A 13,876-nucleotide genomic window follows, 5' to 3' on the forward strand; every position below is an offset into this window, starting at 1 on the left:
ACCGAAGGCGGGGGTGTCCAAACATTGCGGTACATCGGGATGCCGCTCGCGCGGCGCGAGGACCCCGACCTGCTCGCCGGGCGGGCCCGCAGGGTCGCCGACCTCGATCTGCCCGGCACCCTGGAACTCGCCTTCACCCGCAGCCCGGTGCCGCACGCGCTGATCCGCGGCGTCGACGTCGCCGCCGCGCTCAAGGAGGAAGGGGTGGCCGGCGCGTGGTCCGCCGCCGAGCTCCCCTACCTCGCCGCCCGTGGCCTGCCCGGTGCGGAGGACGCGCCCCCGTGGCCGCTGCTCGCCACCGGGCGCGTCCGCTACCCGGGCGAGGCGCTGGCCGTGACCGCCGCGGACACCCGCGCCCGCGCCGAGGACGCAGCGGAGACCGTCCGGCTGGACCTTGAACCGCTGCCCGCCGTCTGCGACCCGATGACCGCCCAGGAGGCACCCCCGCTGTTCGACGATCGCGGCAACGTGGTCGCCGAGCGCACCTTCGGCGAGCCGGCCGGCGACGTGTTCGCCACCGCGCCCGTGGTCGTCGAGGCCGCCTACCGCGAGCAGCTCCTGCTGCCCACGTCCCTGGAGCCGAGGGCCGTCCTGGCCGACCCCGGCGACGGCGGCGGCCTGACCGTGTGGGCCTCCCACCAGGCCCAGCACCGCCTGCGCGACTCCCTCGCCGAGGCGCTCGGCCTCGACAGGGAACGTATCCGGGTCATCGTCCCGGCCACCGGCGGCGCGTTCGGCGCCAAGAGCCAGACCTACCCCGAGTACGTGGTCGCCGCCCTGCTCGCGATCCACCTCGGCAGGCCCGTGCGCTGGTGCGAGGACCGCGCCGAGGCCATGCTGGCCGGCCCGCGCGGCCGCGGCCAGAACCAGCGCGTACGGCTGGCGGCCGACGACGACGGCACCTTCCTCGCGTACGAGCTGCTGGTCGACGCCGGCGTCGGCGGCTACCCGCACACCGGAGCCTTCGTCCCCATGATGACCGGGGCGATGAGCACCGGTGCCTACCGCACGCCGCGGGTGCACACCCGGATCCGGTGCGTGCTCACCACCTCCGCCCCGACCGCGTCGTACCGCGGCGCAGGCCGCCCGGAAGCCGCGTACGCGCTCGAACGCACCGTGGACCGGCTCGCCCGGCGGCTCGGCACGGACCCCGCCGAGCTGCGCCGCCGCAACTTCATCCGCCCCGGCCAGTTCCCCTACCTCACGCCGACGGGGCGCGCTTACGACTCCGGCGACTACGCCGCCACGCTGGACCAGGCGCTGGCGGCCGCCGGCTACGACGACATCCGCGCCGAGCAGGCCCGGCGCCGCCAGGAGGGCGGGCCGCCGATCGGCGTGGGCATCGCCACGTACGTCGAGCGCTCGGGAGGGCCTCCGGACAGCGACGAGTTCGGCAGCGTGGAGGCCTGCGCGGACGGCACGTTCATCGCCCGCGTCGGATCCACGTCCACCGGGCAGGGCCACCTGACGGCGTTCGCGCAGGTCGTGGCCTCGGTGCTGGACGTGGACGTCGGCCTGGTCCGGGTCGTCGAAGGCGACACCGGCGAGATCCCCTACGGGTTCGCCACCTTCGGCAGCCGTTCCATGCAGGTGGGCGGGGCGGCGCTGTGGCGAGCCGCCGAGTCGCTGGTCGCCGCCGCGCGCCGCCGGTGCGCCGGCCTGCTCGGCCTGCAGGAGGACGACGTCTCCTACGCCGGGGGCCGGCTGCTGGCCGGCGCCTCGGAGCCTCCGTGCCCGCGAGCAGGGGACGCCCCGGGCGCCGGTCTCGACACGGGCCCGATCACCGGCCTGACCCTGGGCGAGCTGGTCGCCCGCACCGGCCCGCTGCGCGCCGACGAGATCCTCGCCCCGCCGCAGGCCTTCCCGTACGGCGCGCACGTGGCCGTCGTGGAGATCGACCCGGATCTCGGCACGGTCCACGTGCTGCGACTGGTCGCCGCGGACGACTACGGGGTGGTCGTCAATCCCATGATCGTCGACGGCCAGGGCCAGGGCTCGATCGCCCAGGGTCTCGGGCAGGTCCTCTACGAGCAGGCGGTCATCGACGCCGACGGCATGCCGTACGCGCGCACCCTGCTGGACTATCTCCTGCCCACCGCCGCCGACATGCCGCCGGTCACCCTGCTGGAGACCGTGACGCCCAACCCCAACACGCCGCTGGGCGCCAAGGGCGCGGGCGAGGCCGGCTGCATCGGCATCCCGCCCGCCGTGGTCAACGCCGTGTGCGACGCCCTCGACGTCGACCACATCGACATGCCGCTGACGCCCGCCGCGGTATGGGCGGCGGCTGCCCGGCACGGCTCGCGCGCGTGACCCTGCCTCCGCATGACGAGGGCGCGGCGGGGAACGGGGCAACCGTGGGAGGGAGTGTCGGATGGTGAAGTGCCTGGTCACGGGGGCGACCGGCTACATCGGGGGACGGCTGGTCCCCGAGCTGCTGGCCGCCGGTCACGACGTCCGGTGCATGGTGCGCTCGGCGGCCAGGCTGCGCGACCTGCCGTGGGCGGGCCGGACCGAGGTCGCCGAGGCGGACGCCACCGATCCCGAGCAGACGTACCGGGCACTGCGCGGCATCGAGGTCGCCTACTACCTGATCCACGCGATGGGCACGTCCGGCCGGTTCGCCGATCAGGACCGCCTGGCCGCGCGCACGTTCGCGGCGGCGGCCGAGCGGGCGGGCGTGCGGCGCGTCGTCTACCTCGGCGGGCTGGCCGCCGACGAGCGGCTCTCCCCGCACATGAGCTCCCGCACGGAGGTGGGCGAGATCTTCCTGCGGTCGGGCGTGCCCGCGGTGGTGCTGCGCGCCGCCGTGATCATCGGCTCGGGCTCGGCGTCGTTCGAGATGCTGCGCCACCTCACCGAACGGTTGCCCGTCATGACGACGCCGCGCTGGGTGCGCACGGCCACGCAGCCCATCGCCATCCGTGACGTGCTGCACTACCTCGTGGCCTGGGCGGCCGCGCCCGGCGAGGTGAACCGGAGCTTCGACATCGGCGGCCCCGACGTGCTCACCTACGCCGACATGATGCACGGGTACGCGTCCGTGGCCGGGCTGCCGTCCCGGGTGATCGTGCCGGTGCCGGTGCTCACCCCGAAGCTGTCCAGCCACTGGGTCGGCCTGGTCACGCCGGTGCCCGCGGGCATCGCGCGCCCGCTGGTCGAGTCCGTACGCACCGAGGCCGTCTGCCACGAGCACGACATCGCCCGTCACGTACCCGACCCCGAGGGCGGGCTGACCGGGTTCCGGCAGGCCGTCTCCCTGGCGCTGCAGAAGATCAAAGAGGCCGACGTGGCCACCCGCTGGTCGTCGGCGTCCACGCCCGGCGCGCCGAGCGACCCCCTGCCCACAGACCCCGGCTGGACCGGCGGCAGCCTCTACATCGACCGCCGCGACAGCCAGGTGAACGCCGGCCCGGAGGCCCTGTGGCGGGTCATCGAGGCCGTCGGCGGCCAGAACGGCTGGTACTCCCTGCCCGTCGCGTGGCAGCTGCGGGGCCTGCTCGACCGGCTGTTCGGCGGTGTGGGGCTGCGGCGCGGGCGGCGCGACCCCGCCCGGCTGCGGGTGGGCGACGCGGTCGACTTCTGGCGGGTGGAGGAGGTGCTGCCCGGCCGGCTGCTGCGCCTGCGCGCCGAGATGCGCCTGCCCGGCCTGGCGTGGCTGGAACTCGGCGTCCGCGAGGAGGGCGGCCGCACCTACTACACCCAGCGGGCGATCTTCCATCCGCGCGGGCTGCTCGGGCACCTGTACTGGTGGGGGATCTCGCCGTTCCACGGGTTGATCTTCGGGCGGATCCCGGTGAACATCGCCGCCGCGGCGGCCCGGGCGGAACGGCGGGCTTCGACCCCCGCGTGAGGTCTTCCCAACCGGGCTCGGCGGGCTGTTCGCCGCACGCGCGGCGAACCGTTCACCCCGCCCGTCAGCGCGCGAGGGCGAGGCCGAGCGAGGCGACGGCCAGCGCCAGGAAGCCGCCGGGGATCACGATGCTGGCGTACACGCGGGCGCGTACGTGCGCGACGACGGCGCCCACGAAGAACAGCACGAGCCCGGCGGCGGCCGCGATGCCGGCGAACGGGACGCCCAGCAGCCCGAGCAGCAGCCCCGCGGCTCCGGCGGCCTTGAGCGCGCCGAGCAGCGGCAGCCATGACTGCGAAATGCCCAGTCCGGCCGAATTGGCGAGGACGAATCCGGCCTTCATGAAGTCCGCTGTCGCCGCCCATGCGTTGACGGCGATCGTGAGGACGGTGACGAGGGCGTAGGCGATGAACACGTGGATCTCTCCACTTCAGCGAACAGGTCAGTACGTGCGCTTCCCACCCTGCCCAGGCCCGTTTCTGCCGTCTAATACCTGTATCTATAACCTGATGGCATGGATGTGGACACGCGGCTCCTGCGCTACTTCACCGCGGTGGCCGAGGAAGGGACCCTCACCCGCGCCGCGGAACGGCTCTTCGTGTCGCAGCCCGCCCTGACCAAGCAGATCAAGCAGCTCGAAGCGCAGCTCGGGGTGCGGTTGTTCACGCGCTCGAAGGCCGGCATGGCCCTCACCGGCCCGGGCAGGACCCTGGCGGAACGGGTGCCGGCGCTGCTGTCCGGCTGGGACCGTGCGCTGCGGGACACCCGCAGCGCGTCCGCCCAGGCGGCCCGCGTGCTGCGGGTCGGCTTTCTGGCCAGCGCCGCCAACGAGGCCACCCAGGACATCATCGCGGACTTCGCCCGCCGCCGGCCGGGCTGGCGCGTCGAGATGCGGCAGGCGGCCTGGTCCAACCCGTCGGCCGGGCTCGCGGACGGCGACGTCGACGCCGCCCTGCTGCGGCTGCCGTTCCCCGGCCAGGACAGCCTGCGCGTGGAGGTGCTGTTCACCGAGCCGCGCTGGGTGGCGCTGCCGTCAAGCCACCCGCTGGCGGCCTGCGAACGGATCCCCTTCCGCGACCTGTGGGACGAGCCGTTCGTCGCGGCGCCGGCGGCGACAGGACAGTGGCGGGACCACTGGCTGGCCGCCGGCGAACGCGAGGGCCGTCCGGTCCGCATCGGGGCCGTCACCGACCAGCCGGACGAGTGGCTCAACGCGATCGCCAGCGGATACGGCATCGCCCTCGCCCCCGCGTCCTCCGCCCGCTTCTACGCCCGGCCCGGCGTCACCTACCGTCCCGTCACCGGCGTCAGCCCCACCCGGGTCGGCGTCGCCTGGTCCCCCGCCGACGACGCCGACCCCGTGATCCAGGACTTCGTACGCTGCTGCCTGGCGACCAGGCCATGACGGTCGCCGCTCCGAACCGACCGTAACGTGTCCGGCGGGCGGGCCCCTGCCGGAAGGCGACCTGAAGCGGATCGTAAGGTGCGCCCCCCAGGATGAGAGTCACAAGCGGGACGGCGCGCTGAGCGGCTCCCGTCACGATCGGCGGAACGCGTACTGGCAACAGGAGGAACCCGGAATGCGCAAGATCATCAACTCGACCTACATCAGCCTCGACGGCGTCATCGAGGACCCGGCGTGGACGATGCCGTACTTCGACGACGAGGCCTCCGCCTTCGCCGGCGAGCAGACGGACTCGGCCGACGCGCTGCTGATGGGCCGCCGTACCTACGAGGGTTTCGCCGCCGCCTGGCCCAACCAGGACGAGAGCGACCCGAGCACCGGCGCGGCCTACTTCAACAACGTCAAGAAGTACGTCGCCTCCACCACCCTCACCGACCCGGAGTGGAAGAACAGCGAGGTGCTGCAGGGCGACCTCATCGAGGCGGTCACCCGGCTCAAGGCCCAGGAGGGCAGGAACATCCTCATGTACGGCTACGGCACGGTCACCCACGCCCTGGTCAAGGCGGGCCTGGTCGACGAGGTGCGGTTCTGGATCACCCCCGTGTTCGTGGGGGGCCCGTCGATCTCGGCGCCGCTGAGCGACGTCCGGACCACGCTGAACCTGGCCGCCACCAAGGTGATGAAGAGCGGCGTGATCATCGCGACCTACACCTCGGCCACCCAGTAGGGGCACGGCCGGAAAACCGGTTGAGTTTTCCTCAGGCGTTCCGGTAGGTTGCCCGCGACCCGTCGCAGTGAGGACAGAGGACAGAACCGCGTGACCCCGCCTGCTCTTCAGACCTGACACGTCTTTCCGTTCACCTTCAGGCCGGCCCTAACGCCGGCTCTGCCGGGCTGCCCGTGTGCGCCCGGTTCTCCAGCGATTGAGGCCGCGCGTAATCGGCCTCGTGTCAGGTCTAGAGAGTTCATGTCTTCACAACCTCATACTGTGCTGCCCTGGGTCGTCCGTCGGACCAGGCTGCCTCTGCTGTCGTTGCGGTGCGTGGCCTGCCGGTCGGAGTCGGCCACCACCGGCGAGGGCAGGTTCCGCGTCAACGCCAACGCCAAGCTGCTGGACGTGTGGCTGCTGGTCCGCTGCGTGTCCTGCGATCGGACGAGCAAGCTCACCGTGCACGAGCGGGCGCCGGTCAGATCCTTCGATCCGGCCGAGCTCGACGGCTACCACGCCAACGATCCGGAGCTGGTGGCCTCCAGGCTGCTGGATCCAGTGCTCGCCCGGCGCAACCGCGTCACCCTGGACTGGAAGGGGGCCTGGCGGCTGGACGCCCCGTCGGCATGGCTCGACGAGGGGTGGCCGGTTCGGGTGGAGGTCGTCTTCGAGGATCCGGTGCCGGTGCGCCCGGACCGGCTCATCGCGCAGGGGCTCGGCCTCAGCAGGAACGAGGTGCTGCGCCGGATCAAGTGCGAGATTCCGCTCCGCCGGACGACGAGCGCCGGGTTCGCCTTCACCGTGATGGCCGGGCACTAGCGGGGTCGTGGCCGCGGCGCGCGATCCCCTCAGCCGGACCAGCTCATAAATCATGGCCGGCCGGCCTCCCAGACCGCCACCGGTAGGGTCCGGCGGCCGGGCCCTCGTGGGCGCCTTCCACGAGGGCCCGGCGATCGCGCGGCACGGGCCACGGTCGCGATCCGGTGTGGTCCGGTCCGGCAGGAAGTGTCCGAGCCGGCTACGGCCTCGATGGCCCGCGATCAGCCACGCTTGTCCAGTCCCTCGCGATCGAGCGCCGCCCGGATCTGGCTGAGCCACTCCGTGCCCAGCCGGCGCCCGTTCGGCAGCTGGTCGTCTCGATCCCAGCGCCACGTTGTGACCATCGCCAGCACGAGGGTCCGGCACTCGCGCAGCAGGTCCTGATCGACACCCGGATAGTGCTCACTGACGTCTTCGGGCGCATGGGCGAGGTCGAACTCGACGGGCCCACGGCAACACGTCTCAAGGTCGATGAACAGCAGCCCCTTCCTCGTGGTGAGCACGTTGCCCGGGTGCGGCTCGCCGTGCAGCAGTTGCTCGGCGCCGCCGCGCTCGCCGATCACTCGTCTCAGGCGCCGTAACGTGTGGCTGAGCAGCTCCCGGTCCGCGTCGGCGAGCGCCGGAGTGTGCTCGCGGTTCGCCAGGAGTCGCTGAGCCTGCTCGACGCGATCCGTGAAGTGCGGCGTCGGCATCTCGATCTTGCGCATGCCGGCATGCAGCCGCTCGAGCGCATGGGCGTAGCCGGCGGGCGAGATCTCCTGAAAGGTCACGGGCTCGTGGTAGGTCCACAGCGTGACCACGAAGCCGTCACGCTCGTGGACGCGTGGCTCCACTCGAGGCTCCAGAGCAGCCACAGGGCACCCGAACGCGGCGAGCCGCTGAGCAAGCTCGACTTCGAACCGCGCGACCTGATGCGCTGCAGGTGCCACCCTGGCCAGGACGTCACAAGGCAGTAGACGCAGGGTGAGCTTGTTCGAGTCGTGAAGAACGATCGCGTCGTCGGCCGCCAGGCCAAGTGATGAGGCCGTCGACATGGCCGCGGCCACCGCACGCGCGACCTCTGACGCCTCCATCGTCGCCTGGCTCCTCTCCGTCGATCGCTGCCGCGGTTCGCCCAGCGGAGCGACCCGCGCACCATACCAAGGCGTCGATGGCGGCCGCGTCGGCGCGACGCGGCCGCCCGCTCCGCGCCGGGCGGAGAAGCGCGCCAGTGAGGGGTCCGCTTCCGGCGGCCCGGTGCGGCGTCGGCAATGGCCGTCCGATCGCTTGGACCGCCATGACGATGAGTTTTCGTTTCGCGATCGGTCACCAGCTGTGGCAGAGCAGCCTGCGGAAGGAAGGAGTGCCCGATGTCGAGCTCAAAGGTGAAGCTCATCGCGATCATCGTCCGTCGCTCCGGTGCGATGAGGTCGAAGCCATGCCGATCTACTCGATGAGCGTCTCGGTGGACGGCTTCATCACCGACCGCGAGGGCTCGTTCGGGTGGACGGCTCCTGACGAGGAGCAGTTTCGTTTCAGCATCGCCCAGATCCGCGAACTCGGCGGCTGTCTTTGCGGCCGCAGGCTCTACGAGACCATGCTGCCGTGGGAGACGGCCGTTGATGCGCTACCACGAGCTCGGGGCCGTGTTCGCCGACATCTGGTGCGCTATCCCGAAAGTCGTCTTCAGCCGCACGCTCGACAGCGTCCAGGGCAACGCCCGGCTCGCCTCGGCGTCGGTGGCCGAGGAGGTCGCCGCGGCGCTCGACGCGACCGCCAGGGACGTCTCGATCGGTGGCGCCGGCCTGGCCGCGGCAGCGATCGAGCTCGGCCTCGTCGACGAGATGCGCATGTTCCGCAATCCGATCGTGGTCGGTGGCGGCACGCCCTTCCTGCCGCCGGTCACCGAAGAGGTTCGGCTGGACCTGATCGAGACCAGGACGTTCGGCTCGCGCGTGATCTACGAGCGCTACGCGCGCGCCCGCGGCGACTCGGACTGACAGGACGCCGGCGTCGCCGGGGCCGGGAGCGGTCAAGGGCGCCGGCGGAGCTCTTCGTTGATGCGCATCGCCTCGGCGAGCTGGTCTTCCAGGATGATGATGCGGCAGGCCGCCTCCAACGCGGTGCCGGCGTCGACGAGTTCGCGGGCGCGGGCGGCCAGGCGCAGCTGGTAGCGGGAGAAGCGGCGGTGACCGCCCTCGCTGCGTAGCGGCTCGATCAGCTTGGCGGCGCCGAGACTGCGCAGGAAGGCCGGGGTGACGCCGAGGATCTCAGCGGCCCGGCCCATGCTGTAGGCGGGGTAGTCCTCGTCATCAAGCCGCTGCTCCGGACTGCCGGCCGAGGTGGCCGGCTCATCGGCCGGGTCGGCACCGGCAGGGCGGGACGGCTCTCGCCTGGAGGCGGTGACCGACGCCTGATGTGTTTGATCCATTCAACCTTCCTGAATGCGAACAGGGGCCCCGGCGCCATGATGCGCCGGGGCCCAGAGGTTTAACACCATCCACCGGCCCTGCTGGCCGGTTCACTTCTTCCGCACCAGCCGCCCGGGGCGGGGGTGCGGGGATCGCGTAAGCGTGACCGTAGACCACCATCCTGTTCGTGGAGCTGCGGTACCCGTGCGGCGACGTGCGGCCGGCGACGGGCGATCCTGATGGCGTTCAACACTCCTTTCCGGTTATCCGTGCCTCGACACCCCGAATGCTGGTGCCGACTTCGTGCGACGGCAGCGCGTCCACCGCCCCGGCCCTGTTACCACTGCACTGGCCGCGGCAGTCCGACCTTCTGCCCTTCTCCTCAAACCTGCTGTCCACGCTCGTCCGGGCAGTTCGTCGTGGTGCTCACTCTGCACTGCCCTCGTGGATCCGTCCTTTGCGATGTCACAAACCTTATCCCCCACTCGCGCGAATGTCTACCGTGACGACTACAGATTTTCTTTCGCGCGCGAGAGAGGAACCATTCCCTAGCCGGTCAGGCACGCCGCAGGCGAGGCGACGTGGCCGTCAATCAGCAGCGGGCGATAGCGGGGCGAACGATGAGTGGTCACGATCGTCGTTCCTCTCCACGTCAAGCGTCAGGAGCCGGAGGTCAGGCCCCGGGGCGGTGCTCGTCCACCGCGCCGGCGAACAGCCGGTGCCGGGCGGCGCGGTCGCCGCCGGTGACCGCGCGCCGCTGCGGGGCGGCGGGGTCCAGATAGGTAGGCGGGGTCGCGTCGTACAGCGCCCACCGCGCGACGGCCTCGCGCACCCGCCGCAGCGCGTCGCCGTGCGCCGGGTCGTCGACGACGTTCGCCAGCTCGTGCGGATCGGCGTTCAGGTCGAAGAGGGCTTCCCCGGCGACGTCCGACCACAGCAGTTTGTACCGGTCGGTACGGGCCATTCCCGCGATGCCGTGCCGGCGGTCCTCGGCGAAGACGCAGCCGTGCCCGGCGGCCGGATCGGCCAGGTCCTTGCCCGGCAACGGCGTCGCCGGAGACAGCCCGCAGGCGGAGAGGACCGTCGGGGCGATGTCGATCAGCGAGACCAGCGCGTCCGCGGCCTCGCCGGGCCGCTGCCGCCCGGGGAACTTGACCAGGAGCGGCACCTTCACCACCGGGTCGTACATCGGCCCGTCCTTGAGCAGCAGGTGGTGGAAGCCGAGGTATTCACCGTGGTCGGCGGTGAAGACGATCAGGGTGTCGTCGTACAGCCCGCGCTGCCGCAGCAGGTCGAGCATGCGCCCGACCTCGTGGTCCAGGTGCGTGATGGTGGCGTAGTAGTGCGCCATCACCCGCAGCAGCCGCGGCAGGTCCAGCAGCTCGTAGTCGAAGTACTCCCGCCGGTGCCGCTGGTCGGCGGTCGGGATCGCCTCCGTCCAGCCGGGTAGCGGGGTCAGCGCCGCCGGATCGTAGGCCTCGTCCCAGCCGGCGGGCGGGTCGAACGGGTGGTGTGGCTTGACGAATGACACGTGCAGCAGCTGGCCACCGGCGTCGGACCAGCCCGCGAGCACCCGTCGTGCCCGCTCGCCGATCCACGTGGTGGAGTGCCACTCCTCCGGCAGGTTCGACCGGCCGCTGCCGTACGTGTCCCAGTAGGACTGCGGGGCCAGCGCGCGGAACTCGCGCTCCTGGTCGACCAGGTCGGTCACCGGCGCCAGCCCGGCCGCCGCCAGCTCCCGGTGGTAGTCGTCGTCGTACCGGCCGGGCCCGTCCTGCTCGGCCAGCTCCAGATGGTCATAACCGACGTCGAGGTAGGTCGGCGTGAAGTGCATCTTGCCGACCGCGGCCGTCCGGTATCCGGCCCGGCGCAGCGCCCGGGGGAAGGTGTCGATGCCGGGGGCGAGGGTGCAGCGGTTCGTCCAGCCGCCGTGCTGGCGGACGTGCAGGCCGGACACCAGCGAATAGCGGGAGGGGGTGCAGACCGGGAAGGGGCAGTACGCGTTGCGGTAGCGCACGCCGTCCCCGGCGAGCCGGTCCAGGTGGGGGGTACGCACATCCAGGTTCCCTGCCACGCCGAGGCAGTCCGCCCGGAACTGGTCGGCCTGGATGACCAGCACGTTCGTCGCCATCAACGGCCCCGGCAGGCGAACCCGAGCCCGGTCACCTCGGCGCCCAGCGCGGCCACCTGCTCCGGGCCGGGTGACACCAGCGGCGGCCGGCAGCCTCCGCAGTCGACCCCGGACAGGGAGCCCAGCGCCTTGAAACCGGCCAGCTCGCCGCCGTGCCGCGCGGCCGCGTCGATGACCTGCTGCGCCAGCATCTGGCACTCTCGCGCCTCGGCCAGCTCGCCGCGCGCCGCGTGGTCGAGCAGCTGCCGGAACAGCGGACCGGCGAAGTTGTACACCGATCCGATCGCGGCCCGGGCCCCCCACTGCCACGCGGCGAGCACCAGCTTGGCGACGCCGACGAAGACCTCGTGCCGCCCGCCGGCGAGGTGCAGGCACCGTTGCAGGTCGACCATGTCGTTGTGGGCGAACTTGACGCCGGCGAACGTCGGGATCCTCTCCCGGGCGGCCAGCAGCACGTCGCTGGCCCGCAGGCCGACCCCGGTCATCGAGGGGATGTGGTAGTAGGTGAACGGCAGGGCCGGTGCGGCGTCGGCGATGGCCGCGCAGGCGTCGACCAGCGCGTCCACCGTCTCCGGACGGTGGAAGTACGGCGCGACGGCGGAGATCGCCCGCGCTCCCGCCGACTCGGCGTGCGCGGCCAGCCGGCGCGCCTCGGTGAGGCTGGAGTGTCCCACGTGCACGATGACGTCCAGCCGGCCCGCCGCGACCTCGCACCACCGCTCGGCCAGCGCCATCCGCTCCGCGGTCGACAGGGACGCCCCCTCACCGGCGGTACCTCCGACGTACGCCGCCGCCGAACCCCACGCGACCAGGTCGTCCGCCTGCTTCGGCACCGTGTCGAGGTCGAGCTCACCGGTCTCGGTGAACGGGGTGAACACGGCGGTGAGCAGTGCCATGTCCGGTCCATCGGTGGAGTAGCGCAACCCGGTCATGCGGATCCTTTCTCGTTGCCTGCCGGCGGACGAGCTCTGCCCACCGGCAGGTCAGGCCTTGGTCTCGGTGAGGTTGACGAAGTCGCGGGCGTCCGTGACCAGGCCGGAGACGCGCTTGTCCAGTGCGAACAGCGACGGCATGGTGGTGATGCCGATCGCCCACGCCTCCTCGACGAGGATGCGGTTCAGCGCGGCGTAGGCGGCCTTCTGCTCCTCCGGCTTGATGGCGGCGGCGGCCGCGTCGACCGCATCGACGTACGCGGGCGGCACCTTGCCGCCGAACGTGGTGTTCGCCTCGGTGGTCAGCATCTGCCGGCCCCGGGCGACCAGCGACGGGCTCTGCATGTTGTTGGGCTGCGCCGCGACGGTGCACTGCAGCTTGCTGGCGAACAGCGCCTCAAGGTACGCCGCCTCCTCCTGCGGGGCGATCTCCAGCTCGAACCCGATCTTCTTCAGGTCCGCCTGGATGATCTCCAGCGTCGAGACGGCCGGGGTGCCCGAGGTCACGCCCGCGACGGCCTTGCGGGCGCCGCCCGACTGCTCCAGCAGCGCCGCGGCCGCGTCCAGGTCGAACCCGTGCGAGTCGAGGTACGCCGGGTCGAACGCGGGCGAGGACGGCATGAAAGCCGTGTACACCGGGTCGCCGATGCCGAAGTTGACCTGCTTGAGGACGCGTTCCCGGTCGATCGCCCGCGCCAGCGCCTGCCGCAGGAGCTTGTTGTCGAAGGGCGGGATGAGGGCGTTCATGAAGAACAGCGACATCCGGCCGTTGCCCTCCACCAGGGAGAACCGGTCCCGCAGCCGGTCCGCGTGCCGGAAGGCGATGTAGGCGGCGCCGTCGACGGACCCCGACTCCAGCGCGGCGACCAGCGCGTCCTCGTCGGTGAAGAACCGGTACTCCACCTCGTCCAGGAACGGCTTGCCTGCGTCGTAGAAGTCGGGGTTCTTCTTCAGCACCAGGCGCTGGTTGCGCTGGAACTCCGCGAGCCGGAACGGGCCGGAGCCGGCCGGCTCGTGCTCCAGCTTCGCCGGGGTGTTACCGGCCGCCGTGACCAGCGGGAAGGCGAACATCCAGTCGAGCACGAGCGGCTCGGGCGCGGGCTGCTTGAAGTTCAGGCGCACGGTCCGGTCGTCGACCGCGGTCGCCGAGGCGATGAAGCTGGTCGGCTGGGCGAGGGTGAACCCGGCGTCCGGGTCCTGCGCCCGCTTGACCCCGGTGACGACGTCGCCGGCGGTCACCGGCGCCCCGGAGTGGTACTTCGCCTCCCGCAGGGTGATGACGACCGACTTGTGATCGGAGGCGAACTCCCACTTCTCGGCCCCTGCCGGGATGGCCTTGTAGGTGCCGTCGGACGGGTAGTCGATCAGGTACGTGTAGAAGGAGTGGATGTGGATGTCGGTGTTCGTGAGGTACGGATCGAACTGCATGATCTTCGTCGTGCCGAGCGTGATCTTGCCGGCCGTGCCGCCCCCGCTCTCTCCGCTGTCAGAGCCGCAGGCGCTGAGCAGTGGCGCGCCGGCGATCGCGCCGGCCGCGAGGAACCCGGTCCGCAGCAGCGTACGGCGGGCGATGAGGCGGGACTGAATCGGGGAAATGGTCATGGTGTTGCCGCCTGAGGGGTGAGATGGGGTGGATC

The 13,876-nt window shown here is 71.8% G+C and carries 12 protein-coding genes; 6 read left to right on the forward strand and 6 right to left on the reverse strand.

Annotated features, from left to right (window positions below; all coding sequences use genetic code 11):
- Nucleotides 1-39 precede the first annotated feature (39 nt).
- Together E1292_RS11680 and E1292_RS11685 are read left to right on the forward strand one after the other, a co-directional pair.
- Nucleotides 40-2,313: a xanthine dehydrogenase family protein molybdopterin-binding subunit gene (locus tag E1292_RS11680; RefSeq protein WP_132594919.1), complete on the forward strand. Its 2,274-nt coding sequence runs from the start codon at nt 40-42 to the stop codon at nt 2,311-2,313.
- A 61-nt stretch (nt 2,314-2,374) separates the two neighbouring features.
- Complete coding sequence (locus E1292_RS11685) at nt 2,375-3,853, forward strand: SDR family oxidoreductase (protein WP_132594921.1); 1,479 nt, start codon at nt 2,375-2,377, stop codon at nt 3,851-3,853.
- Between the two features lie 64 nt (nt 3,854-3,917).
- Here the strand turns inward: E1292_RS11685 and E1292_RS11690 are convergent, their stop codons facing one another.
- A complete protein-coding gene (locus E1292_RS11690; protein WP_132594923.1) occupies nt 3,918-4,268 on the reverse strand; it encodes a DoxX family protein in 351 nt (116 codons plus the stop codon).
- Between the two features lie 99 nt (nt 4,269-4,367).
- On the opposite strand from E1292_RS11690, the gene E1292_RS11695 reads away from it, so the two are divergent.
- From E1292_RS11695 to E1292_RS11705, 3 genes are all read left to right on the forward strand, one after another.
- Nucleotides 4,368-5,258, forward strand: coding sequence for a LysR family transcriptional regulator (locus tag E1292_RS11695; RefSeq protein ID WP_132594925.1), 891 nt, complete (start codon nt 4,368-4,370; stop codon nt 5,256-5,258).
- Nucleotides 5,259-5,433: 175 nt separating this feature from the next.
- Nucleotides 5,434-5,985, forward strand: coding sequence for a dihydrofolate reductase family protein (locus E1292_RS11700; protein ID WP_132594927.1), 552 nt, complete (start codon nt 5,434-5,436; stop codon nt 5,983-5,985).
- Between the two features lie 261 nt (nt 5,986-6,246).
- A complete protein-coding gene (locus E1292_RS11705) occupies nt 6,247-6,786 on the forward strand; it encodes a DUF1062 domain-containing protein (protein WP_246090062.1) in 540 nt (179 codons plus the stop codon).
- A gap of 221 nt (nt 6,787-7,007) precedes the next feature.
- Here the strand turns inward: E1292_RS11705 and E1292_RS11710 are convergent, their stop codons facing one another.
- A complete protein-coding gene (locus E1292_RS11710; RefSeq protein WP_132594931.1) occupies nt 7,008-7,859 on the reverse strand; it encodes a phosphotransferase enzyme family protein in 852 nt (283 codons plus the stop codon).
- A gap of 528 nt (nt 7,860-8,387) precedes the next feature.
- On the opposite strand from E1292_RS11710, the gene E1292_RS11715 reads away from it, so the two are divergent.
- Nucleotides 8,388-8,765 carry a dihydrofolate reductase family protein gene (locus tag E1292_RS11715; RefSeq protein ID WP_246090063.1) on the forward strand — a complete coding sequence of 126 codons (378 nt, stop codon included), beginning with the start codon at nt 8,388-8,390 and terminating at the stop codon, nt 8,763-8,765.
- Nucleotides 8,766-8,797: 32 nt separating this feature from the next.
- On the opposite strand, the gene E1292_RS56085 is transcribed toward E1292_RS11715, so the two are convergent.
- The 4 genes from E1292_RS56085 to E1292_RS11735 form a co-directional block, all read right to left on the reverse strand.
- Nucleotides 8,798-9,052, reverse strand: a complete 255-nt coding sequence (locus tag E1292_RS56085) for a MerR family transcriptional regulator (protein ID WP_132594973.1) — start codon at nt 9,050-9,052, stop codon at nt 8,798-8,800.
- Nucleotides 9,053-9,849: 797 nt separating this feature from the next.
- Complete coding sequence (locus E1292_RS11725) at nt 9,850-11,307, reverse strand: sulfatase-like hydrolase/transferase (RefSeq protein WP_132594933.1); 1,458 nt, start codon at nt 11,305-11,307, stop codon at nt 9,850-9,852.
- A complete protein-coding gene (locus E1292_RS11730) occupies nt 11,307-12,239 on the reverse strand; it encodes a dihydrodipicolinate synthase family protein (protein ID WP_132594935.1) in 933 nt (310 codons plus the stop codon). The genes E1292_RS11725 and E1292_RS11730 overlap by 1 nt, the downstream gene beginning before the upstream one ends.
- Nucleotides 12,240-12,290: 51 nt before the next feature.
- A complete protein-coding gene (locus tag E1292_RS11735) occupies nt 12,291-13,841 on the reverse strand; it encodes an ABC transporter substrate-binding protein (protein WP_132594937.1) in 1,551 nt (516 codons plus the stop codon).
- Nucleotides 13,842-13,876 lie beyond the last annotated feature (35 nt).

This window comes from Nonomuraea deserti (genome assembly GCF_004348685.1).
Classification (GTDB): domain Bacteria; phylum Actinomycetota; class Actinomycetes; order Streptosporangiales; family Streptosporangiaceae; genus Nonomuraea; species Nonomuraea deserti.

Excerpts from the sequence above, each read along its gene's own strand:
- E1292_RS11680 (WP_132594919.1), top strand. The coding sequence starts at position 40 with ATGCCGCTCGCGCGGCGCGAGGACCCCGACCTGCTCGCCGGGCGGGCC.
- E1292_RS56085 (WP_132594973.1), bottom strand. The coding sequence starts at position 9,052 with ATGGGCCGGGCCGCTGAGATCCTCGGCGTCACCCCGGCCTTCCTGCGC.
- E1292_RS11700 (WP_132594927.1), top strand. The coding sequence starts at position 5,434 with ATGCGCAAGATCATCAACTCGACCTACATCAGCCTCGACGGCGTCATC.
- E1292_RS11695 (WP_132594925.1), top strand. The coding sequence starts at position 4,368 with ATGGATGTGGACACGCGGCTCCTGCGCTACTTCACCGCGGTGGCCGAG.
- E1292_RS11735 (WP_132594937.1), bottom strand. The coding sequence starts at position 13,841 with ATGACCATTTCCCCGATTCAGTCCCGCCTCATCGCCCGCCGTACGCTG.
- E1292_RS11685 (WP_132594921.1), top strand. The coding sequence starts at position 2,375 with ATGGTGAAGTGCCTGGTCACGGGGGCGACCGGCTACATCGGGGGACGG.
- E1292_RS11730 (WP_132594935.1), bottom strand. The coding sequence starts at position 12,239 with ATGACCGGGTTGCGCTACTCCACCGATGGACCGGACATGGCACTGCTC.
- E1292_RS11710 (WP_132594931.1), bottom strand. The coding sequence starts at position 7,859 with ATGGAGGCGTCAGAGGTCGCGCGTGCGGTGGCCGCGGCCATGTCGACG.
- E1292_RS11715 (WP_246090063.1), top strand. The coding sequence starts at position 8,388 with ATGCGCTACCACGAGCTCGGGGCCGTGTTCGCCGACATCTGGTGCGCT.
- E1292_RS11725 (WP_132594933.1), bottom strand. The coding sequence starts at position 11,307 with ATGGCGACGAACGTGCTGGTCATCCAGGCCGACCAGTTCCGGGCGGAC.